The sequence below is a fragment of the Pantoea coffeiphila genome (assembly GCF_016909495.1).
Classification (GTDB): domain Bacteria; phylum Pseudomonadota; class Gammaproteobacteria; order Enterobacterales; family Enterobacteriaceae; genus Erwinia; species Erwinia coffeiphila.
In genome coordinates this window covers 760022-781340 of the sequence record NZ_JAFBFW010000002.1, presented here as the reverse complement: position 1 = coordinate 781340, position 21319 = coordinate 760022, and the positions used below count along the sequence as shown (strand labels likewise).

The following is a 21319-nucleotide window of genomic DNA, read 5'->3' as shown; positions in this document are numbered from 1 at the left end:
CGTTAAATTATAAGGAATAACGGGTGCGTATCGGTATCGATTTGGGCGGCACGAAAACAGAAGTGATTGCGCTGTCAGACCAGGGTGAAGAGCTGTATCGCTACCGCGTACCTACGCCGCGTAACGACTATGAGCAGACGCTGGCGGCTATTACCGATTTGGTGAAGCGAGCGGAAGCGGCCACGGGGCAGCGGGGAACGGTAGGGATGGGCATTCCCGGCACGCTGTCACCGGTGACCGGGCTGGTCAAAAACGCTAACTCCACCTGGCTGAACGGCAGGCCGCTGGATAAAGACTTACAGCGTCTGCTCGGGCGTGAAGTTCGTATTGCCAATGATGCGAACTGCCTGGCGGTTTCCGAAGCGGTGGACGGCGCTGCCGCCGGGATGCAAACGGTCTTTGCGGTGATTATTGGCACCGGCTGCGGTGCGGGCGTGGCGCTGAACGGCCAGGCGCACAGCGGTGGTAACGGTAACGCCGGAGAGTGGGGGCATAATCCGCTGCCGTGGATGGATGAAGACGAGCTGAACTACCGCCGCGAAGTGCCCTGCTACTGCGGTAAAGCGGGCTGCATAGAAACCTTTATTTCCGGAACCGGTTTTGCCACTGACTACCAGCGGCTCAGCGGCATCGACCGCAAAGGTGCGGAAATTATTCAGCAGATCGAGCAGCAGGACCCGGTAGCAGAGCTGGTGATGAGCCGCTATGAACTGAGACTGGCGAAATCGCTGGCGCACGTGGTGAATATTCTTGATCCGGATATGATCGTGCTGGGCGGTGGCATGAGTAACGTCAGCAGGCTGTATCAGACCGTGCCGCAGCTGGTCAAAAACTGGGTATTCGGCGGCGAGTTTGCCACCCCGATTCGCCAGGCGGTGCACGGTGACTCCAGCGGCGTGCGCGGAGCGGCGTGGCTGTGGCCGCTGTAAGCCTCTGAGTGCCTGTGCCTTTCTCCAGGCTGTAAACGAAAAGGGCACGGCCGTCGCGATGATGGCCGTACCCGGATGGTTAAGGTCTGCCCGAGCAGAACAACGGATTTAAGGTTTATTCCCCCTGTAGCATGACATCACGCGGTGCGTTATCACGCAGGCTTTTGGTCATCAGGAACCAGATGTAGGCCACCGCCATCAGTCCAACGAAGACGGCACCGATCAGCGGGTTAAACCACAGCATGGCAATCAGGCAAACCACCGCCAGCACCAGCGCAATACCCGGGACAATCGGATAACCTGGTGCAAGGAAGCTGCGATCCAGTTCCGGTGCGCTGCGGCGCAGGCGGAACAGGCTCAGCATACTCATCAGATACATCACAATGGCGCCAAACACGGCCATGGTAATCATCGCGGCGGTCAGCGTCATGCCCTGCAGGTTAATCCAGCTGTCGCTGAAAATGGCCGCAATACCAATCACGCCACCGGCGATAATTGCCCGGTGCGGTGTCTGAAAGCGTGACAGTTTAGCCAGACCGGCTGGCAGATATCCGGCACGGGAAAGGGCAAAGAACTGACGCGAATAGCCGAGAATAATGCCGTGGAAGCTGGCAATCAGCCCAAACAGCCCAATCCACACCAGCATATGCATCCAGTTCGAGTTGCTGCCGACGATCATCTTCATTGCCTGTGGCAGCGGATCGTTGATATTCGACAGGGTACGCCAGTCACCGGCACCGCCCGCCATCAGCATCACGCCAATCGCCAGCACTACCAGCGTCAGAATACCGGCGATATAGGCGCGGGGGATGGTCCGCTTCGGATCTTTCGCCTCTTCAGCCGCCATCGCGGCACCCTCGATAGCGAGGAAGAACCAGATGGCAAACGGAATAGCGGCAAAGATGCCGGATACCGCAGGCAGGCCAAAGTGTTCACCGCCCGCCCAGCCGTTAGCGGCAAAGTTTGCGATGCTGAACCCTGGCGCGACCACGCCCATAAATACCAGCAGCTCCAGCACTGCCAGCACCGTCACCACCAGTTCGAACATCGCTGCCAGCTTCACGCCAAGAATATTCAGCGTCATAAACACCACATAGGCCCCGACGGCGGCATATTTGGGGTTCAGTTCCGGGTATTGCACGTTCAGATACGCGCCGATAGCCATGGCGATTGCCGGTGGTGCGAAGACAAATTCGATCAGCGTAGCCATACCGGCAATCAGGCCACCGGTTTCACCAAATGCGCGGCGGCTGTAGGCAAACGGACCGCCGGCATGGGGAATGGCCGTGGTCAGCTCGGTAAAACTGAAAATAAAGCAGCTGTACATGGTGGCCACCATCAGCGTGGTAAGCAGGAACCCCAGCGTTCCCGCCACGCCCCAGCCGTAGCTCCAGCCAAAATATTCCCCTGAAATCACCAGCCCTACCGCAATGCCCCACAGGTGTATTGTCCCTAATGCGGGCTTCAAAGTGTTGTTCATAGCGTATTCCCCGTCATTGATGTTGTCGTGACCCGATAATGACGCTGGCCCCTGAGGGAAACTTGACGGCAGCAATGAGATTTGTCACCTGCGGTCAACTTAATCATGCGGAAAGCACGTCCTGTACGCTGCGGTCAAAACTGGGTCGTTTAAGGTCAAGCTGGAAACCGCCAGGTACAGGATGCTGAAGGCACGGAAGTAGAGCCCAACGCTGACTATGGAGCCTGATAATGACCGCCAAACAATATGACACCCTGAGCAATGAGGCGCTGCTGCGCCTGGCTGAACGCGCGTTAAGTCGCTACGCACCGCCGTTACAGGGAAAGCTGAGCCTGTTGTGCCGCTCTGAAAACGCGACCTTTTTGCTACAGGCAGCGGGAAAACGCTATGCCCTGCGGCTGCATCGCGCTGACTACCATCAGCGCGCGGATATTGAAAGTGAACTGCACTGGCTGGATGCGTTGCGCGAAGTCGGCATAGAAGTACCGCAGGCGGTCAGCGATGTTGAAGGGCAGAGAGTGCAGACTCTGACGATGGCGGACGGCTCCGTTCGTCACGCCGTGCTGTTCAACTGGATAGAAGGGGAGATGCCGGGCACCGACGTCGATCCGCGCGCTTTCCAGCAGCTGGGGCATATTACGGCGCGCCTGCATCAGCACAGCCGCAGCTGGCAGCGCCCGGCGGGATTCCAGCGGATCGTCTGGGATCACCACACCATGGTCAGCCCGCAGAGCCACTGGGGAGACTGGCGCGATGCGCCGAACCTCCGTCCTGCCGATCACCGGATCGTCGAGGAAGCCATTGCGCGGGTTGGTGAAGAGATGGCCGACTTTGGCAAAGATCCGCAGAGCTACGGCCTGATTCACGCCGATCTCCGCCTGACCAACCTGCTGCTGGATAACGGCCAGACGCGGGTGATCGATTTTGACGACTGCGGTTTCGGCTGGTATCTGCACGATCTGGCGGCAGCGATCAGCTTTGTTGAGCATCATCCCCGCGCTGGTGAATGGGTGGATAACTGGCTGCGCGGCTATGAGCAGGTGGCACACATCAGCGATGCGGAGATGGAGAAAGTGCCGACGCTGCTGATCCAGCGCCGTATTCAGCTACTGGCCTGGGCGGGATCGCACGCGGAAACGGAAATGGCCCAGAGCCTGGGATCGCGCTGGGCGGATCACTCGGTACGTCTTTGTCGCTTCTATCTGGAGAGCGACGGGTTGCCGATCGGTGCATAATCCTGCACCGCCAGCGCGCAGCATTGCCCGCTGGCGGTGCCCGATGAGGCATCGGCCGACGCTAACATGTTGATTTTCACTCAGGATGCAGTTGGTACGATATTTGCTGTTAATCAGGGTATCTACGGCGGCATAAGGTGATGATGATCATGCAAACTTTACTGAACAGACATCCCGATATCAGCCATGTTCTGCATAGCGGGAGCGTCAGCAATCGCGGCGTTCTGGCGGCAGCCGCCAGCGGATTAAGTGGCTTTATCAGTGAACGGGGCGGCGATGTGGATCGTATCTTTGGCATCAGCGGAATTGATGCCGAGCTGCTGGCTCAGCCGACGCTGAGCCTGGGGTTGATTAACTACTGCCGGGTGATGGAAGAATCGGCACGCTATTCGGACTGTGATAACTTCGGTTTACACTACGGCAGGCAGTTTAAACCGCAGTCATTAGGGTTGATTGGCTATATCGGGCTGTGTAGCGCAACGCTGGAACAGGCACTGCACAATGTCGTTCATGCTTTCCCGTGGCACCAGCGCGACACGCTGACCCGCCTGGTGGACAAAGGCGACAGCTGGCGGCTGGATTATCAGGTACGCCACGGCGCTATTCTCTGCCGTCGTCAGGATGCTGAGCTGACGCTGGGCATGTTCCTCAATCTTATTCGCCATGTCGCCGGAAAAAACTGGGCGCCGCGTGAGGTGCATTTTGAGCATCCGCGGCCAGAGCAGTGGCACGAGCACTGTAAGGTGTTTGATGCCCCGGTTTATTTCGATCAGCCGTTTAACTCGCTGGTGATCATGAAGCGCGATTTGGCACGTGCGATGCCGGACAGCGATCCGCTGCTACTGGGGGTGATGCAGGATGCCATCCGGCGGCTTAACGCCAGCGCCAGTCAGCAGAGCGTTGTCGATCGGGCGCGTTCTCAGGTCAATATGGCTCTGCTGCAAGGGGAGCCGACGCTGGAAGATGTGGCGGAAAATATGGGCATGTCGAGCTGGTCGTTGCAGCGCCGGCTGCGGGAAGAGGGGATAAGTTTTACCGCGCTGGTGGATAAGGTGCGCTGTGAGATGGCGACCCATTATTTGCAGCAGCGGCAGCTGCCGATTTCCGAGATGGCTTTGCTGCTGGGGTATTCCGAGGTGAGTGCATTTTCCCGCGCTTTTCGCCGCTGGTTTGGCGTGAGTCCGCGCCAGTGGCGGCAGGAGGAGCAGGCGAGTTAACGTTTGTATCGGGCACAGTGGCTGCCTGATTCATATGATCGGCAGATCAACGGCTAAATATTTCATAATGAGATGTCCACGGGTGTAGTCTGCACCACTGGCGCTCTGCGCTGACTGGCTGCTGCCCCGGACTGGCGGTCCTCGCGTCGCGCGCTGCGCGATGCCTTCGCTTCGTTCGTCGGTCTGCCGGAGCGGCACGGACGGGACGTCCCTGTCCCGGCCGCACCTTGCGCCCGCGTCCTGCGGGCTTATCCTGACCTTCTCACTGCGCTCAGCGCTGCGGATTGCCAGTCCGGGGCAGCAGCCGGTCTTCGCATTGACGCCGGAGTGGTCTTTAATTTGTGTTTTGTATCGGTTTTTGATGTTGATGAATAGAGTGATAAAAATTAGTAATTATTTAGTCTGTTGAAAAAATGGAGTTTCAGTGTCTTGGTTCTGATAGTTAGGGGAATAGTATTTTCTCTGATTGATGCTTTCAAGAAATAACTGTTATTTTTACTTTTACTGAAAAGGTTTATTATATTTCGAGTGCTGTTTAGTTAATGGTGTTTTCACATGTATAAGTTTAAGGAAAAACTTTATGCCAATTCCCGCTTATCTTTGGCTCAAAGATGATGGTGGTGCCGATATACACGGTACTGTCGATGTACAAGATCGAGAAGGTAGTATCGAAATTCTTGGTTTCTCGCACGGTGTAAATCTGCCGGTTGACGCTGCTACAGGTAAAATTACCCGGAAACGCCTTCATGCCCCGATCTCCTTCGAAAAAGAATTCGATTCATCGAGTCCATACCTTTATAAAGCTGTGTCTAAGGGGCAGACACTAAAATCGGCTGAATTCAGATGGTATCGGATCAACCATGCCGGGCAGGAAGAAGAATATTTCAACATGCTGCTTGAAGGTGTCAAGGTGGTGTCTGTCAATCCTGGTATGCCCAATGCGAAAATGGCAGGGATTTCCGCAATAAATCACATGGAGTCAGTTTCATTCATGTATGAAAAAATCACCTGGAAATATTGTGACGGAAATATTTTGTTTTCTGATAGTTGGGAAGACCGTTCGTAGGAGCAACCGGGCTAAGCCCGGTTATTATCATTTATTGTTCAGTTTTTTTTCTATCTGACGAATCACAATCTTGTAGCACAATATAGTAAAAATTGTGCATCCGGTCAGTAATGCAATCCCAACAAAACCTTCTATGTCACTTTCTCCGAACAGGCTGGCTGTTTTTTTCCAAAAATCTATTTGGCTCTTAGTTGCAGGATCGGATGGTCGTGCCAAAAGAAATACCAGTAAAAAAATCGCTACACCGATAAATATTCTAAACCCCATCGTGACACGTCGAGCTTCCATTTAGAATAACCTCAATCGTTCCGTATGACATAAGACCGTTAACCCGTTTCACGCTTTGTGTCGAGAGTAATGCCTGACGAATTGCGAGAAAATCTGTTCTGTGTTGAAGCGTAATACATCCGAGGGAAATTCCAAGTGGCCCGGGCGGATGCAGGCGGAAATTCCCCCTCTCAACACCATTGATCCATGTATGATCATCAATTTTTCCATCATCGCGGTATAGAGCAAACCACTCGTATTTAATTACCGGCCTTGAAGTCGGCCAGGAGTAAAAATCACGAAGATCGGTGCGAATTACGCCTTTCCAGCCACCCGTAGGCCTTTTGACTATATGGTAACGGCCACCAGGTATTGGTCCGTTATTTTGAACGCCGACACATCCGGACTGATTGCGATAGTGATCATTACCGGAATAAGCGAGAAATGTACCAACACCATAAAATATCAGAGGACTAAAATCGGCACTATTAACAATAAACTTTCCTTGCAAAGCCATAAGGTGATGAGCCCCTTTTCGTAAATTCCATAAACGATGGCACGACTTTATCACACGTTAATATTAATTTTTATGCGATGTTTTTTTATTCAGTAATATAGTTATTATCAACTCACAGTTTGATTGATGAATGGCCTCAGTAAAAACGATTAAAATGGAAAAAGGGGAACGGCCTCTGCCGGGGCTGCCGGGTCATCCGCAGCGCTGAGGGGAGGGCATCTGGCCAGGAGCCGCCAACAGGGATGTTGCCGTCAGGCCTTTTGCCAGTTCGGCAGCAAGGGCTTTGAGTTTTTGTTCATCCATAATAATTACCTGTCTCCGTGTTTTGTGAACATATCAAAAACAGGCAATTACACAATTTAAATTACAGGCTCCAGCGACGCCAGCACCTCTCTACCGACGACACTTACCCCGTTGGCGTCTCCAGCCTACTGTAGCCCAGGCCGTTAATCTTACGCACCCGAATCTGCACCGGAATGCGCTCCTTCATCGCCTCAACGTGGCTGATCACCCCGATGGTTTTACCGCTGGCGTTTAATGCATCCAGCGCATCCAGCGCGCTGTCCAGCGTCTCTGCATCCAGCGTACCGAAGCCCTCATCCAGGAACAGCGACTCGATTCGCGTCTTGTGGCTGACGAGATCGGAAAGCGCCAGCGCCAGCGCCAGGCTGACCAGGAAACTCTCGCCGCCGGACAGCGTGCGCGTGTCGCGGCGGGCGTCCGCCTGCCAGGTGTCCACCACCTCCAGTTCCAGCACTTCCTGCGTTTTGCGCTGTAGCAAATAGCGGCCGTGCAGGCGGTTGAGCTGATTGTTTGCCAACCATACCAGGTGATCGAGCGTCAGCCCCTGGGCAAACCGGCGGAACTTATCACCATCACGTGAGCCGATCAGCTGATTCAGATACGCCCAGTCCTCCACCCGCTGCTCGTTCTCAGCGATCTGCGCCAGAAGCGACTGAAGCTGCTGGCGGCGCGAGGCATCATAGCTCAGCTGCTGGCGAAGCTGCCCCTGCAGTCCGGCATTCTCACGCAGCTGGCGGTTCAGCTCCGCCACGCTGGCGGCCAGCGCTTCGCGCACGGCACTGCTATCCTGGCTGCCTTCCTTCTGCTGGTTGAGCTTCTCTTCGCACTCCTTCAGACGTGCCACAAGCACCAGCTGCTGTGCATCCAGCGACTGAAGCTGGCCGAGCTGGGTGTTCACCAGGTCCTGCTGTTGCTGCCAGAGCTGTTGATAGCGGCGGGTGGCCGTCGCATGCTCGGTGGCCTGTTCGCGCAGCTGCTGCTGAACATGAGCGATGATGCGATCGCCGAACAGCTGCTGACGCTGCTGCTGGCAGTGAGCCAGTGCCTGCTGCTGCTCGGCGATGCGCTGGTTTTGTGCCTCCAGCTGTGCCTGCTGCTGCGCCAGCTCCTCGTCCAGCGCCTGCTGACGGCTGCTCAGGGTTGCCAGCTCCGGTATCAGCTGCGTCAGCGCGGTGGCGTTCTGCTGCCACTGCTGCCAGTGCTGTTCACGCAGCTGCAGCCAGCCGTGATAGTCGCCGTTTTCCGGCAGCGTCAGCTCCAGCGGCAGCAGGCTTTCGGCCAGTGCGCTGCGCTGTTGAGCAGCCTGCTGCTCTTCCTGTACCAGCTGTTGACGCTGTTCCTCCAGCTGGCGGCTGGCGGAATCATGCTGCTGCTGATGGAGCTGCGTTTGCTGCTGCAGCGTTTGCATCGCCTGCTGCTGCTGGTAGAGATGTTCTTTTTGCTGCTGGCAGTGGCGCTCAGCCTGCTCAAGCGCATTCAGCTGCTGCTGCTGTTTCTGCTCCTGCCGCTCCTGTTCTTGCAGCCAGGCCGTGACCTGCTCGCCGTCGTCAGGGGTGAAGGTGAGCCCCAGCGCCTGCACCGCATTTTGCCACCGCTTTTCCAGCTGGACAGCCTGCTCGTCGGCCTCCTGCCGATCCTGCTTCAGCCGCTCCGCCTGCCGCTGCCATTGCTTCAGCTGTTCGGCACAGGCGCTGCCGCGCTCTTTTAATTCCTGTTCCTGCCGTTCTAGTTCCGCCAGCCGCTGCTGCGTTTCCGACAGCTGCAGCGCCTGATATTCCGCGACGGCAGGATGAGCGGCTGAACCGCACAGCGGGCAGGGGTGACCCGGCTCCAGTCGGGCGCGATGTTCTTCAAGGCTGGCAATGCGCTGTTCAAGGTCGCGGCGCGCCTTAACATCCTGCAAATGCTGGTTTTTCTCTTTCCAGCTGGTGCGTAGCGTAAGTAACTGCTCACTAGTCTGCGTTATTTCACGTGCCAGCTGCTGGTCATCCTGCTGCAAACGGCTGCGCCGGGTGGTTAACAGCTGCCACTGTGGTTGTAGCGTAGCCAGCTGCTGACGCTGTGGGCGCTGCTGGGAAAACTGTTCCAGCTCGCCGCGCAGGGATTCGGCAGAATGCTGCTGTTGCAGGGGGCTCAGTGCCTGCTCAGCCTTTTCCAGCGCCTGCTGCGCTCCGGTCAGCTGCTGCTGGAGCGGTACAGCCTGCTGAGCGAGCTGCTGACGGGTACGGTCAAGCTGGTACAGTTCCTGCTGCTGGGCCTCAATACGCAGGCGCAGTGCGGAGAGTGACTGCTCACTTTTTTGCTGCTGGCTGAAACGTTCGCGCCACAGCGGCAGGGATTCGCCATACTGTGCGAAGCGGGGATGAGCATCCTGCCACTGCTGAAGTTTCTGCTGCGCCGCCAGTTTATCCTGCTGAATCTGCTGATTTTTTATTCGCTCCTGCTGGCGTGCCTGATGCGACTGTTGGTGCTTACTTCGCTCTTGCTCCAGCTGTTTCAACAGATCGCCCAGTGAAGACAGCTGATGATCGAGGGGAATGACCTGCTCGGCAATCAGCGTTTCCTGCACCAGCCTTTGCGCCTGATGCTGCTCTTCCGCCTGCTGCGCCTGCTGCCGCTGTTGTGCAGCACTGTCCAGTGCGTCCCGCGTTTGCCTGAGTTGCTCCGTCAGCCTCTGCTGTTGCTGGACAAGATGACTCTGGTCCTGCCGGAGCTGCTCAAGCTGCTGCCATTCCTGTAGCTGCTGTTGCTGCTGATGCTGTTGCGAAGTGAGTACCTGCTCATCGGCCACCAGTTGCGCCAGGCGGTCGCTGAATTCCTGCTGCTGCTCATCGCTGAGCAGATCCATTCCCGAGGCCTGGGTGCGCATGCCGTCGAGTTCGGTTTTTGCCAGCTTGTGGCGCTCAAAGACCTGCGCCGACAGACGACCGTAGATTTCAGTTCCGGTCAGCTCTTCCAGCAGCTCGGCACGTTTGTTGGCATCGGCGTTCAGGAAGGCGGCGAACTGCCCCTGCGACAGCATCATCGATTTAGTAAAGCGCTCAAAGTCCAGGCCGGTAAGGCTGGCAATCATTTCCAGCTTATCTTTGACCTTGTCGGCGACGATTTGATTGTCTTCGCAGCGCGCCAGCTCCACGCGCGGTGCCTGAAGATTGCCGTCGGCGGCACCGCGCGCGCGGTTCTGGCTCCAGAAGGCACGCCAGGCCACGCCTTTTACCTCAAACTCCACTTCCGCCAGACATTCTGCCGTATCGCGGGTCATCAGGTCGTTCTGTGACTGGGTGATACTCTTCAGGCGCGGGGTTTCGTGATACAGCGCGAGGCAGATGGCGTCCAGCAGGGTGGTTTTACCCGCTCCGGTGGGGCCGGTAATGGCAAACAGCCCGTTGCTGGCAAAAGGCTCGGCGCTGAAGTCGATTTTCCATTCGCCCTTCAGCGAGTTCAGATTCTTAAAGCGTAAGGTTAAAATTTTCACGGCTGTTCCTCATGGCGTACCGCTTCCAGCGTCTGCGCGAACAGGGCTTCTGCGCGAGCCAGCCGTTCCGGCTCGCCCTCCTCCAGCGCCAGACGGCGGGCAAACACCTCTTCCACGCTAAGCTCGCTGAGGGTTTCATTATTCTGCCGGGCGATAACCCGTTCACGCTGCTCGCGGCTGCGGCGAAGCAGTACCACCTCTACCGGCAGCGTTTCGGTCAACTGCTGAATGCGGCGCTGAAGTTCGCTGAGCCAGTCGTCGGTGACGATTTCGATATCCAGCCAGATTAATTTTCCCTGCGGGTCCGGCTCCAGTGCGGCCAGCTGCGCTTCAATCTCTTCCAGAGAGCCTTTGATCATCCGCATCGGCTGGAACAGCGGAATCGATAGCGGGGTGACCTGGCTTAGCGCGCCGTCGGCAAAATCCACCACAAAAACGCTTTTCTCTTTGCCCAGCTCATCAAAACTGAGTGGAATCGGTGAACCGCTGTAGCGAATGTGTTCGCTGTTGGCCACGCGCTGGGCGCGATGGATATGACCGAGCGCAATATAGTCGGCAGGTGGGAAGGCATCGGCCGGGAAAGCATCCAGCGTGCCGATGTAAATATCACGCACCGCGTCGCTTTTGGTCACACCCATGGTAGTCAGATGTCCGGTAGCGATGACCGGCAGCGTCAGATTCAGGGCTGTCCGCTGAGCCAGCGCCTCCTGCCAGCAGCGTTGATAGTGGTCGGTAATTGCCTCCAGCAATGTTTGCTGCTTGTCGCGCCCCGACTGGCCGCTCTGGCTGCGCATAATGTCACGTGGGCGCAGGAAGGGAATGGCGCACAGCATCGCCCCCGGCTGGCCGTCACGGGTGTTGAGCACCAGCACCTGGTCACGGATATCGTCACTGGCGGCGGCGATCACCCGGGTGTTCAGGCAGGCCAGCAGCTCGCGCGATTCATTCAGTGTCGCCACCGAATCGTGGTTGCCGCCCAGCACCACCAGCTGGCAGCCGGTCTGCTGTAAATTCACCACGAAGCGGTTATACAGCTCGCGGGCATAGCTTGGCGGCGATCCGGTATCAAAAATATCACCGGCGACTATAATCGCATCAGCCTGCTGCGCTTCTGCCTGCTCCAGCAGCCAGTCGAGAAAGGCCTGATGTTCAGCCGCCCGGCTTTTGGTATAGAAAAACTGCCCGAGATGCCAGTCGGCGGTATGAATGATGCGCATGTCACTCCCTGCATAGCCTGATGATGTTGCGAGGGATTATAAACGCTGTTGCTGTTCACGGGGCAAGTGATTGCCGGCGGTCAGGTTGAAATCATCCACGCTGCTTTTTCGCTATGCTCCCGATTTCGGGGGTGTTTTTTTCATAAAAGTGTCATAAAACTGACGCATAATGACGCCGCATATCCCCCGTGACAGCCTGTCACATTAGCAGGAGCAATAATGGCTAAGCGTATTTTGGTAGTTGAAGATGAAGCCCCAATCCGCGAGATGTTGTGTTTCGTTCTTGAACAAAACGACTATCAACCCATCGAAGCTGAGGATTACGACAGCGCGGTTAGCCTGCTGATTGAACCCTGGCCGGATTTGATCCTGCTGGACTGGATGCTGCCCGGCGGCTCCGGCATTCAGTTTATTAAGCATCTGAAGCGAGAAGCAATGACTCGCGATATTCCGGTGATGATGCTAACGGCGCGCGGCGAAGAGGAAGACCGCGTGCGTGGCCTGGAAGTGGGGGCCGACGACTATATTACCAAGCCGTTCTCGCCGAAGGAGCTGATGGCGCGAATCAAGGCCGTAATGCGCCGTATTTCGCCGATGGCGGTGGAAGAGGTGATCGAGATGCAGGGACTTAGCCTTGACCCGTCTTCTCACCGCGTGATGTCAGACACCCAGCCGCTGGAAATGGGGCCGACAGAATATAAGCTGCTGCACTTCTTTATGACTCACCCGGAGCGGGTTTACAGCCGTGAACAGTTGCTAAACCACGTCTGGGGGACTAACGTTTACGTCGAAGACCGTACCGTTGACGTGCATATTCGTCGCCTGCGTAAAGCGCTGGAGCTGACCGGGCATGACCGTATGGTACAAACCGTTCGTGGAACAGGTTACCGTTTCTCTGCACGCTACTGATCGTTCGCACTGGAGTCTGAACCGTGTTGGAACGCCTCTCCTGGAAGAGATTATTTCTGGAGCTGCTGCTCGCCAGCCTGCCCGCGCTTCTGCTCGGGCTGCTGATCGGGTATCTGCCCTGGCTGCTGTTAGTCTCAGTGCTCTGCGTGCTGGGTTTCCACTTCAATAACTTGCTTCGCCTTTCTCACTGGCTGTGGGTTGACCGCAGTATGACCCCGCCAAGCGGACGGGGTAGCTGGGAGCCGCTTTTCTACGGGCTTTATCAGATGCAGGCGCGTAACCGCCGTCGCCGTCGCGAGCTGGGGCATCTGATTAAACGTTTTCGCAGCGGTGCGGAATCGCTGCCTGATGCGGTGATTCTCACCACCGAAGAAGGGACGATTTTCTGGTGTAACGGCCTGGCCCAGCAGATGCTGGCGCTGCGCTGGCCTGAGGATAACGGCCAGAATATCCTCAACCTGCTGCGCTATCCTGAATTTACCCGCTATCTACGCCAGCGTGATTTCAGCCGCCCGCTGACGCTGGTGCTGAATAATCACCGCCATATTGAGTTCCGCGTGATGCCCTACAGTGAAGGCCAGTGGCTGATGGTCGCCAGGGACGTCACGCAGATGCATCAGCTGGAGGGGGCGCGTCGTAACTTCTTTGCCAACGTCAGCCATGAACTGCGCACGCCGCTGACCGTTTTGCAGGGTTATCTGGAAATGATGAATGATTCAGTGCTGGAGGGTGGGGTGCGTGACAAAGCGCTGCATACCATGCAGGAGCAGACCCGGCGGATGGACAGTCTGGTGAAGCAGTTGCTGACGCTGTCGCGCATTGAGGCCGCACCGGCGCTGGATATGCAGGAAAAAGTGGATGTGCCCAGAATGCTGCGCATTTTGCAGCGTGAGGCAGAAACTCTCAGTAATGGCCGCCATGAGATTCACTTCCACACCGACCCGCATCTGCGCGTATACGGCAACGATGAGCAGCTGCACAGCGCTATCTCTAATCTGGTGTATAACGCGGTAAACCACACCCCGGAAGGAACGCGTATCGATATCAGCTGGCTGCGCAATAGCCACGGCGCGCAGTTTAAGGTGCGGGATAACGGTCCTGGCATTGCCGCCGAGCATATTCCGCGCCTGACGGAGCGATTCTATCGGGTGGACAAGGCACGTTCCCGTCAGACCGGAGGCAGCGGGCTGGGGCTGGCGATTGTTAAGCACGCGCTGAGCCACCATAATGCCCGGCTGGATATCACCAGCGAGCCGAATAAAGAAACCTGTTTCAGCTTCCAGCTGCCGCCAAGGTTGATTGTCAGCGCCGAACTGGTTGAGAATGCGGTTCGTTAATCTGACGGGTTTCTTGCTATGAAAAAGCTGATGGCGCTGGCGCTGCTGCTGTTTACTTCCCTTGCTCCGGCCCGCGAAGGCATGCTGGCGGGGAATTTGTCCAGCGTGGGTTCGGATACGTTGGGCAATTTGATGGCGCTGTGGGGCGAGAGCTTTAACCGTCAGTATCCGGGGATCAATGTGCAGATCCAGGCGGCGGGATCGTCTACCGCCCCTACCGCGCTGGCGGCCGGTGCCGCGCAGCTCGGGGCGATGAGCCGCCCGATGCAGGCCCCGGAACGCCAGCTGTTTGAGGACAGCTATGGTTATCCGCCGCTGGCAGTACCGGTGGCGATGGATGCGCTGGTGGTGGTGGTCAATCAGGACAACCCGCTGCCCGGGCTGAACGTGCAGCAGCTGGACGCTATATTTTCGATTACCCGCCGCTGCGGGGCGCGCAAAGTGCCGGTGACCTGGGGCGATCTACAGCTGACGCAGCCGGGCTGGTCCGATCGTGGTCTTCAACGCTTTGGCCGCAACTCTGCCTCCGGCACCTGGGGGTTCTTCAAGCAGCAGGCGTTATGTAACGGCGATTTCCGCAAAGATGTCGGCGAGTATCCCGGTTCGGCGGCGGTGGTGCAGGCAGTGGCCGGTACGCTGAACAGCATTGGCTACGCCAGCGCGGGCTTTCATATCAGCGGGGTGAAAACCGTGCCGGTGGCCCGCAGTGGTAGCGACTGGATCGCGCCAACCCCGGAAAATATTCGCAGCGGGCTCTATCCTTATGCCCGCCCGCTCTATATTTACGTCAATAAAGCCCCCGGAAAGCCGCTGGAGCCGCTGACGGCCGCGTTCCTGCGTCTGGCACTGTCGCCGGACGGTCAGAAGCTGGTCAGCCAGGCCGGTTATCTGCCGCTTTCACAGCAGCAGCGCGAGCGCGCGCTGAGCCTGCTGACACCGTAATCATCTTTTTATCTGTCTTAATCGCGGTTGCTGCTCATTGGTAAGATGAATTTTTTTCAACTGCGATGAATTTTCCTCGTTTGCCGCTGCCTGTTTCTCATGACACTCTTAACGCCAGACATGTAGACATCCAGATGTCCAAAAATAACCAGTGGTAATTATTACTACCCTAAATTATGTGCCGGATGGCAGGCCAGGAGTAACCGACTATGACAACATCTACCCATTATCGCGCCGAAGTGGTTGGCAGCTTTCTGCGTCCTGCCGCGATCAAGCAGGCACGTAAGCAGTTTGAAGCTGGTGAAATTGACGCCGCCGCGCTGCGCCGCATTGAAGATGCTGAAATTCGTAAGGTTGTCGATCTGCAGCGTGAAGCGGGCCTGCAGGTCGTGACCGACGGCGAATTCCGCCGCGCCTGGTGGCACTTTGATTTCTTTGACGGCCTGGACGGCGTGGAGCGCTATGAAGCCGAGCAGGGCATTCAGTTTAACGGCGTACAGACCAAAGCGCGCGGCGTAAAAGTGACCGGCAAGCTGGGCTTCAGCAACCACCCGATGCTGGAAGATTTTCGCTTCCTGCAAGGCATCAGCGGTGATGCCGTGGCGAAGATGACTATCCCAAGCCCGAGCGTGCTGCACTTCCGCGGCGGCCGTAAGGTGATTGATGCCACCGTCTATCCCGATCTGAAAGACTACTTCGACGATCTGGCCCAGACCTATAAAGATGCGATCAAAGCGTTCTACGATGCCGGATGCCGCTATCTGCAGCTGGATGATACCGTCTGGGCCTACCTGTGCTCCGATGACCAGAAGCGTGAAATCCGCGAGCGCGGCGACAACCCTGAAGAGCTGGCGCAGACCTATGCCCGCGTGCTGAACAAGGCGCTGGAAGGGAAGCCGGATGACCTGATTGTCGGGCTGCATGTGTGTCGTGGAAACTTCCGCTCAACCTGGATCTCGGAAGGTGGCTATGAGCCGGTGGCGGAGATCCTGTTCGGCGGCGTGAACATTGATGCATTCTTCCTGGAGTACGATAACGAGCGCTCGGGTGGCTTTGAGCCGCTGCGCTTTATCAAGCCGGGCAACCAGCAGGTGGTACTGGGCCTGATCACCACCAAAACCGGCGAGCTGGAAGAGGCGGCCACAGTGGAGCAGCGGATCAAAGAGGCGACGCAGTACATCAGCCTCGACCAGATCTGCCTCAGCCCGCAGTGCGGCTTTGCCTCGACCGAAGAGGGCAACAGCCTGACGGAAGCACAGCAGTGGGCCAAACTGCGTCTGGTGGTGGATATCGCTAACCGCGTCTGGTAAGGCGTTAACCCCTGTCATTTTGTGTATAAGGCGCGTTTTTACGCGCCTTTTGTGCATCATGTGAGGTAAAAATGCAGAAATTAACGCCGGGTCGGATAAAAAAGATACAAATCATGTAACGCGATATTCCCGTTAACTAATGATATGCGCTGCCTGTTGTTATTTTTACGCTATATACTACTGCTTTTTAGATCCCGTATTGCCTTTCTCCGCTATAAACGTTTTACTTACCACCGTTTTTTCATCATCCCCCTGCATACAGAAAATAAACAGCTCTGATTCGCTGCCCGTTCGGCTCATACACGGTGGTTTCCACTGCATTGACTTGATTTTGCAACGTTTACAGTGCGACCCAGGGGATAAATCTGACATCACGATTCAATACCAGTACAGGCAGCACCGTTCCTTATGACGCATCGTTTAACTCCAAAAGATATTCTGGCGCTGGGCTTTATGACTTTTGCCCTCTTCGTAGGTGCCGGAAACATTATTTTCCCGCCGATGGTGGGTATCCAGTCCGGCGAATTTGTCTGGACCGCCGCAATCGGCTTCCTGATTACCGCCGTGGGTCTGCCGGTGATCACCGTGATCGCACTGGCGCGCGTCGGTGGCGGCATTGATGCCCTCAGCTCGCCAATCGGTAAAGCGGCCGGCGTGGTGCTGGCAACGGTCTGCTACCTGGCCGTGGGCCCGCTGTTTGCCACCCCGCGTACCGCTACCGTTTCCTTCGAAGTGGGTATTGCCCCGCTGACCGGCGATGGCGCTCTACCGCTGCTGGTGTACAGCCTGATCTACTTTGCGCTGGTGATTGGCATTTCTCTTTATCCCGGCAAACTGCTGGATACCGTGGGCCACGTGCTGGCACCGCTGAAAATCGTTGCGCTGACCATCCTGGGCCTTGCGGCGCTGCTGTGGCCCGCCGGTGGCCTTGCTCCGGCAACCCACGACTATCAGCGTGCGGCATTCTCCAGCGGCTTTGTTAATGGCTATCTGACCATGGATACGCTGGGCGCGCTGGTGTTCGGTATCGTCATTGTCAACGCCGCGCGTTCACGCGGTATTGATAATGCGAAGTTGCTGACCCGCTATACGGTGATCGCCGGTCTGATCGCCGGTGTTGGCCTGACGCTGGTTTACCTCAGCCTGTTCAAACTGGGTTCAGACAGCGCATCGATTGTCGATCAGCAGGCTAACGGTGCCGCTATTCTGCATGCCTATGTGCAGCACACCTTTGGCGGTATGGGCAGTTTCTTCCTGGCCGCGCTGATTTTTGTGGCTTGTATGGTCACCGCCGTTGGCCTGACCTGTGCGTGCGCGGAGTTCTTTGAAGGCCTGTTGCCTTTAACTTACCGCCAGCTGGTGTTTATCCTTGGCCTGTTCTCCATGGTGGTGTCTAACCTGGGCCTGAGCCATCTGATCCAGTTCTCTATTCCGGTGCTGACGGCGATTTATCCGCCGTGTATTGTGCTGGTTCTGTTGAGTTTCACCCTGAAGTGGTGGCACAAAAGTAGCCGAATCATCGCTTTACCGATGTTAGTGAGCCTGATTTTCGGTATTATTGACGCCATCAAAACCACGGAATTTAAGGCCTTGCTGCCTGGGTTTGCCCAAAATCTGCCGCTGGCGGATCAGGGACTGGCATGGTTGCCACCTTCACTGGTGATGCTGGTATTGGTAGCCGTATACGATCGCGTGTCAGGCCACCAGTCGGTTACTGCGCATCAGCAATAAGCGTTGTAAAACTTCCCCTTACCTCATCAGGTAAGGGGTCGACAGGTGTATAGATGACAAGTTCGACACTTAAAAAGGGACTGAGCACCCGCCATATTCGTTTTATGGCCCTGGGTTCGGCAATCGGAACCGGGCTGTTTTACGGTTCGGCAGATGCTATCAAGATGGCCGGTCCCAGCGTTATTCTGGCCTATCTGATCGGCGGTGCGGTGGCGTATATCATTATGCGTGCACTGGGCGAAATGTCGGTCAACAATCCTCAGGCCAGCTCCTTCTCGCGCTATGCGCAGGACTACCTCGGCCCGCTGGCAGGTTATATCACCGGCTGGACCTACTGCTTTGAAATTCTCATCGTAGCGATTGCCGACGTTACCGCGTTCGGTATCTATATGGGCTTCTGGTTCCCGGATGTGCCGCACTGGATCTGGGTGCTGAGCGTGGTGATGATTATTGGCGCTATTAACCTCGCCACGGTGAAAGTGTTTGGTGAGGTAGAGTTCTGGCTGTCGCTGTTCAAAGTTGCCACCATCATCATCATGATTGTCGCCGGTATTGGTATTATTGTCTGGGGCCTCGGCAACGGCGGCCAGCCAACCGGCATCAGTAATCTGTGGGCCAATGGCGGATTCTTCCCCAACGGCTGGATCGGCATGATGCTGTCGCTCCAGGTGGTGATGTTTGCCTACGGTGGTATTGAGATTATTGGTATTACCGCCGGTGAGGCGAAAGATCCACAGACCTCAATTCCACGGGCAATTAATGCAGTACCGCTGCGTATTCTGGTGTTTTATGTCGGTACGCTATTCGTCATTATGTCCATCTACCCGTGGAACCAGGTGGGCACCAACGGCAGTCCGTTCGTGCTGACTTTCCAGCATATGGGCATTGCGGCAGCGGCAGCCATCCTCAACTTTGTGGTGGTCACAGCGTCACTGTCGGCGATTAACAGCGACGTCTTCGGCGTTGGGCGAATGCTGCACGGTATGGCTGAACAGGGACATGCACCCAAGGTCTTTGCAAACGTTTCCCGCAGGGGCGTGCCGTGGGTCACGGTGATGGCCATGATGGCCGCTATGCTGGTGGCGGTGTATCTGAACTATCTGATGCCGGAGAAAGTATTCCTGGTGATTGCTTCGCTGGCGACGTTTGCGACCGTTTGGGTGTGGATTATGATCCTGTTCTCCCAGATTGGCTTCCGCCGCACGCTGAGCGCCGAGCAGAAGAAGGAACTGGCATTTGCCTTGCCGGGCGGGCCATTTACCGCAACGGTGGGTATTCTCTTCCTGGTCTTTATTATTGGCCTGATCGGCTACTTCCCGGATACCCGCGTATCGCTGTACGTCGGTATTGCGTGGATTCTGCTGCTGTTAGTGAGCTGGCAGTGGGTGAAGCGACGCAAATAACCGTTAATGGGTTAAATGGTCTGGTAGCTGTAGGTGAAGTTTAAAAAAAACCGCGATCCGTGAGGATGGCGGTTTTTTTGTATCAGGCAGAACAGCGGCGAACCAGATCAACCGGTACGGACTGCTCGAGTGAAGGGCGGGAAAAGTTCTCAATGCGCTTGAGCAGGGAGTCAACGGAAAACAGCGCTAACCGATCGGTATCCTGGCGTACGGTCGTCAAGCTGTAGGCGGCATAACTCGCCTGTGGGATATCATCAAACCCGACCACTTTGACATCGGTGCTTTGTGCTGACTGGCGAAGGTAGTCCATCGCTCCCATCGCCAGCATATCGCTGGCACAGAAAATTCCCTCGAGATCGGGCTGTGCTCTTAAGACCGTTTCCGCTGCATCCCAACCGCACTGATAGCTGTCCCGATCGCAGAAATGGGCCACGGGCGGTGTTGCTGGTAGCGCGGCACGAAAGGCTCGCCAGCGCTCAGCGGTATTAAAGCTGTGCCGGTTCTCTCCAATAAAAGCCAGCTGTCGCAGATTTTGTTCAACAAACAGCTCTGCAACCTGGGTTGCGCCCTGAGTATTATCACTGCAAATGCGATCGATGCCAGGCAGACAGGCATAGCGGTTAACCAGCACGACCGGGATTTTCTTTGCCAGATACTCGCGGGCCAGAGCAAGGGGGGGCGCACCCGAGGTCATGATCACTCCGGTGATATGGTAGCTAAGTAGCTTGTACAGTGCGGATTCGAGCTGATGTGGCCCGTTTATATTCAACAGCAGCGGCATAAAACCGTGCAGCGTCAGATGATGAATCAACGAAACCAGCAGCCTGCTGTTAAAGGGATTGTCGAAACTGGTGGAAATCAGGCCAACGAAATTGCTGCTGCCGGTTATCATCGTTCTGGCAATAATGTTGACCTGATAACCCAGTTCATTTGCCGAGGCCAGAACCCGCTGGCGGGTTTGCTCCGAGACGGAGGCCCCGGGTGTAAACGTACGTGATACCGCTGAACGTGAAACCCCTGCATGACGGGCAACATCGGCTGCCGTAATCCAGTTTTTATTATCTGACGCCATTGCAACTCCCTGTCTATTGTCGCAAGCATGAAATCTTTAGCCCTGCCGCCGTAATCCGGTTACTGGCGGTTGGTGGTTGCGGGGCGGGTCCAGATATAATGGATAAAAACCGTATTCTTCAGCCTGGCAAAAGGTGCCTTCAACAAGTTAGTAACAATAATTGCAGGGGCGGGAGGAAATTCAGGCAAAAAAAAACTCGCCGAAGCGAGTTTTTTGCAGAGCTGAAATTACAGCTTAGCGGCGTTTTCAGACAGGTATTTCGCCACGCCTTCTGGCGATGCGCCCATACCTTCTTTGCCTTTTTCCCACTGAGCCGGGCACACTTCGCCATGCTCTTCGTGGAACTGCAGCGCATCAACCATACGCAGCATTTCATCAACGTTACGACCCAGTGGCAGATCGTTAACAACCTGGTGGCGAACCACACCGGCTTTGTCGATCAGGAAAGAGCCGCGCAGGGCAACGCCCGCGTCCGGATGCTCAATACCGTAGGCTTTCTGGATTTCACGTTTGATGTCGGCAACCATTGCGTACTGCACTTCGCCGATGCCGCCTTTATCAACCGGAGTTTTACGCCACGCGTTGTGGACGAACTCTGAGTCGAAGGAAACACCAACAACTTCAACGCCGCGCTTCTGGAATTCAGCATAACGCTTGTCGAAAGCGATCAGCTCAGAAGGGCAGACGAAGGTGAAGTCCATTGGCCAAAAGAACACAACGGTGGCTTTACCAGCGGTGTGTTTTTTAAAGTTGAAGTTCTCTACGATCTCACCGTTGCCCAGTACGGCTGCGGCGGTAAAATCAGGGGCTGGACGAGTTACCAGGACCATGTTCACTCCTGTAAAAGTAAGTTGGATGAAGGTGACAAGATGCGGGAAGTATAAGGTGTGCATCCTGCCGCGAGCCAGC

General features: G+C 56.2%; 17 protein-coding genes. 10 read left to right on the top strand and 7 right to left on the bottom strand.

Going from position 1 to position 21319, the window contains the following annotated elements:
- Window positions 1-23 precede the first annotated feature (23 nt).
- Window positions 24-929 carry a fructokinase gene (gene mak, locus JOE09_RS09310; protein WP_200545339.1) on the top strand — a complete coding sequence of 302 codons (906 nt, stop codon included), beginning with the start codon at window positions 24-26 and terminating at the stop codon, window positions 927-929.
- Window positions 930-1044: 115 nt separating this feature from the next.
- On the opposite strand, the gene eat is transcribed toward mak, so the two are convergent.
- Window positions 1045-2409: an ethanolamine permease gene (eat, locus tag JOE09_RS09305; protein ID WP_105590756.1), complete on the bottom strand. Its 1365-nt coding sequence runs from the start codon at window positions 2407-2409 to the stop codon at window positions 1045-1047.
- Between the two features lie 230 nt (window positions 2410-2639).
- Here eat and JOE09_RS09300 point away from each other — a divergent pair, with 230 nt between their 5' ends.
- The 3 genes from JOE09_RS09300 (at window position 2640) to JOE09_RS09290 (ending at window position 5927) form a co-directional block, all read left to right on the top strand.
- Complete coding sequence (locus tag JOE09_RS09300) at window positions 2640-3644, top strand: phosphotransferase enzyme family protein (RefSeq protein ID WP_205065554.1); 1005 nt, start codon at window positions 2640-2642, stop codon at window positions 3642-3644.
- Between the two features lie 149 nt (window positions 3645-3793).
- Entirely contained in the window at window positions 3794-4861 is a 1068-nt protein-coding gene (gene qhpR / locus JOE09_RS09295) for an AraC-like transcriptional regulator QhpR (RefSeq protein ID WP_239552998.1), read from the top strand.
- 580 nt (window positions 4862-5441) lie between these two features.
- Window positions 5442-5927, top strand: coding sequence for an Hcp family type VI secretion system effector (locus tag JOE09_RS09290; protein WP_205065553.1), 486 nt, complete (start codon window positions 5442-5444; stop codon window positions 5925-5927).
- 27 nt (window positions 5928-5954) lie between these two features.
- On the opposite strand, the gene JOE09_RS09285 is transcribed toward JOE09_RS09290, so the two are convergent.
- The 4 genes from JOE09_RS09285 to sbcD form a co-directional block, all read right to left on the bottom strand.
- Window positions 5955-6215, bottom strand: coding sequence for a hypothetical protein (locus JOE09_RS09285; RefSeq protein ID WP_205065552.1), 261 nt, complete (start codon window positions 6213-6215; stop codon window positions 5955-5957).
- Complete coding sequence (locus JOE09_RS09280) at window positions 6184-6711, bottom strand: DUF2778 domain-containing protein (protein WP_205065551.1); 528 nt, start codon at window positions 6709-6711, stop codon at window positions 6184-6186. Before JOE09_RS09280 ends, JOE09_RS09285 begins: the two co-directional genes overlap by 32 nt.
- Window positions 6712-7117: 406 nt before the next feature.
- The gene (locus JOE09_RS09275) at window positions 7118-10489 is read right to left on the bottom strand and encodes an AAA family ATPase (RefSeq protein WP_205065550.1); all 3372 of its coding nucleotides are present in this window, start codon (window positions 10487-10489) and stop codon (window positions 7118-7120) included.
- Window positions 10486-11706 carry an exonuclease subunit SbcD gene (sbcD, locus tag JOE09_RS09270; RefSeq protein WP_205065549.1) on the bottom strand — a complete coding sequence of 407 codons (1221 nt, stop codon included), beginning with the start codon at window positions 11704-11706 and terminating at the stop codon, window positions 10486-10488. Before sbcD ends, JOE09_RS09275 begins: the two co-directional genes overlap by 4 nt.
- Window positions 11707-11925: 219 nt before the next feature.
- Between sbcD and phoB the strand changes: the two genes are divergently transcribed.
- The 6 genes from phoB (at window position 11926) to proY (ending at window position 19338) form a co-directional block, all read left to right on the top strand.
- Window positions 11926-12615: a phosphate response regulator transcription factor PhoB gene (phoB, locus tag JOE09_RS09265; protein WP_105590763.1), complete on the top strand. Its 690-nt coding sequence runs from the start codon at window positions 11926-11928 to the stop codon at window positions 12613-12615.
- A gap of 23 nt (window positions 12616-12638) precedes the next feature.
- Window positions 12639-13952, top strand: a complete 1314-nt coding sequence (phoR, locus tag JOE09_RS09260; protein WP_105590764.1) for a phosphate regulon sensor histidine kinase PhoR — start codon at window positions 12639-12641, stop codon at window positions 13950-13952.
- A gap of 18 nt (window positions 13953-13970) precedes the next feature.
- Window positions 13971-14894 carry a PstS family phosphate ABC transporter substrate-binding protein gene (locus JOE09_RS09255; protein ID WP_205065548.1) on the top strand — a complete coding sequence of 308 codons (924 nt, stop codon included), beginning with the start codon at window positions 13971-13973 and terminating at the stop codon, window positions 14892-14894.
- A gap of 209 nt (window positions 14895-15103) precedes the next feature.
- Window positions 15104-16204 (top strand): cobalamin-independent methionine synthase II family protein, encoded by a 1101-nt coding sequence (locus JOE09_RS09250; protein WP_205065547.1) that lies wholly within the window; start codon window positions 15104-15106, stop codon window positions 16202-16204.
- Between the two features lie 408 nt (window positions 16205-16612).
- Window positions 16613-17935 (top strand): branched-chain amino acid transport system II carrier protein, encoded by a 1323-nt coding sequence (gene brnQ, locus JOE09_RS09245; protein WP_105590767.1) that lies wholly within the window; start codon window positions 16613-16615, stop codon window positions 17933-17935.
- Window positions 17936-17988: 53 nt separating this feature from the next.
- Window positions 17989-19338 carry a proline-specific permease ProY gene (gene proY, locus JOE09_RS09240; RefSeq protein ID WP_105590768.1) on the top strand — a complete coding sequence of 450 codons (1350 nt, stop codon included), beginning with the start codon at window positions 17989-17991 and terminating at the stop codon, window positions 19336-19338.
- A gap of 82 nt (window positions 19339-19420) precedes the next feature.
- Here proY and JOE09_RS09235 read toward each other — a convergent pair whose 3' ends face one another.
- A complete protein-coding gene (locus JOE09_RS09235; protein WP_205065546.1) occupies window positions 19421-20410 on the bottom strand; it encodes a LacI family DNA-binding transcriptional regulator in 990 nt (329 codons plus the stop codon).
- 227 nt (window positions 20411-20637) lie between these two features.
- Window positions 20638-21240, bottom strand: coding sequence for a peroxiredoxin C (locus JOE09_RS09230; RefSeq protein ID WP_056233921.1), 603 nt, complete (start codon window positions 21238-21240; stop codon window positions 20638-20640).
- Window positions 21241-21319: the final 79 nt, after the last annotated feature.

Coding starts and splice junctions, on each gene's coding strand:
- qhpR (WP_239552998.1), top strand. CDS start 3,794: ATGCAAACTTTACTGAACAGACATCCCGATATCAGCCATGTTCTGCAT.
- phoB (WP_105590763.1), top strand. CDS start 11,926: ATGGCTAAGCGTATTTTGGTAGTTGAAGATGAAGCCCCAATCCGCGAG.
- brnQ (WP_105590767.1), top strand. CDS start 16,613: ATGACGCATCGTTTAACTCCAAAAGATATTCTGGCGCTGGGCTTTATG.
- JOE09_RS09290 (WP_205065553.1), top strand. CDS start 5,442: ATGCCAATTCCCGCTTATCTTTGGCTCAAAGATGATGGTGGTGCCGAT.
- JOE09_RS09250 (WP_205065547.1), top strand. CDS start 15,104: ATGACAACATCTACCCATTATCGCGCCGAAGTGGTTGGCAGCTTTCTG.
- eat (WP_105590756.1), bottom strand. CDS start 2,409: ATGAACAACACTTTGAAGCCCGCATTAGGGACAATACACCTGTGGGGC.
- JOE09_RS09230 (WP_056233921.1), bottom strand. CDS start 21,240: ATGGTCCTGGTAACTCGTCCAGCCCCTGATTTTACCGCCGCAGCCGTA.
- proY (WP_105590768.1), top strand. CDS start 17,989: ATGACAAGTTCGACACTTAAAAAGGGACTGAGCACCCGCCATATTCGT.
- JOE09_RS09280 (WP_205065551.1), bottom strand. CDS start 6,711: ATGGCTTTGCAAGGAAAGTTTATTGTTAATAGTGCCGATTTTAGTCCT.
- sbcD (WP_205065549.1), bottom strand. CDS start 11,706: ATGCGCATCATTCATACCGCCGACTGGCATCTCGGGCAGTTTTTCTAT.
- JOE09_RS09300 (WP_205065554.1), top strand. CDS start 2,640: ATGACCGCCAAACAATATGACACCCTGAGCAATGAGGCGCTGCTGCGC.
- JOE09_RS09255 (WP_205065548.1), top strand. CDS start 13,971: ATGAAAAAGCTGATGGCGCTGGCGCTGCTGCTGTTTACTTCCCTTGCT.
- JOE09_RS09235 (WP_205065546.1), bottom strand. CDS start 20,410: ATGGCGTCAGATAATAAAAACTGGATTACGGCAGCCGATGTTGCCCGT.
- JOE09_RS09285 (WP_205065552.1), bottom strand. CDS start 6,215: ATGGAAGCTCGACGTGTCACGATGGGGTTTAGAATATTTATCGGTGTA.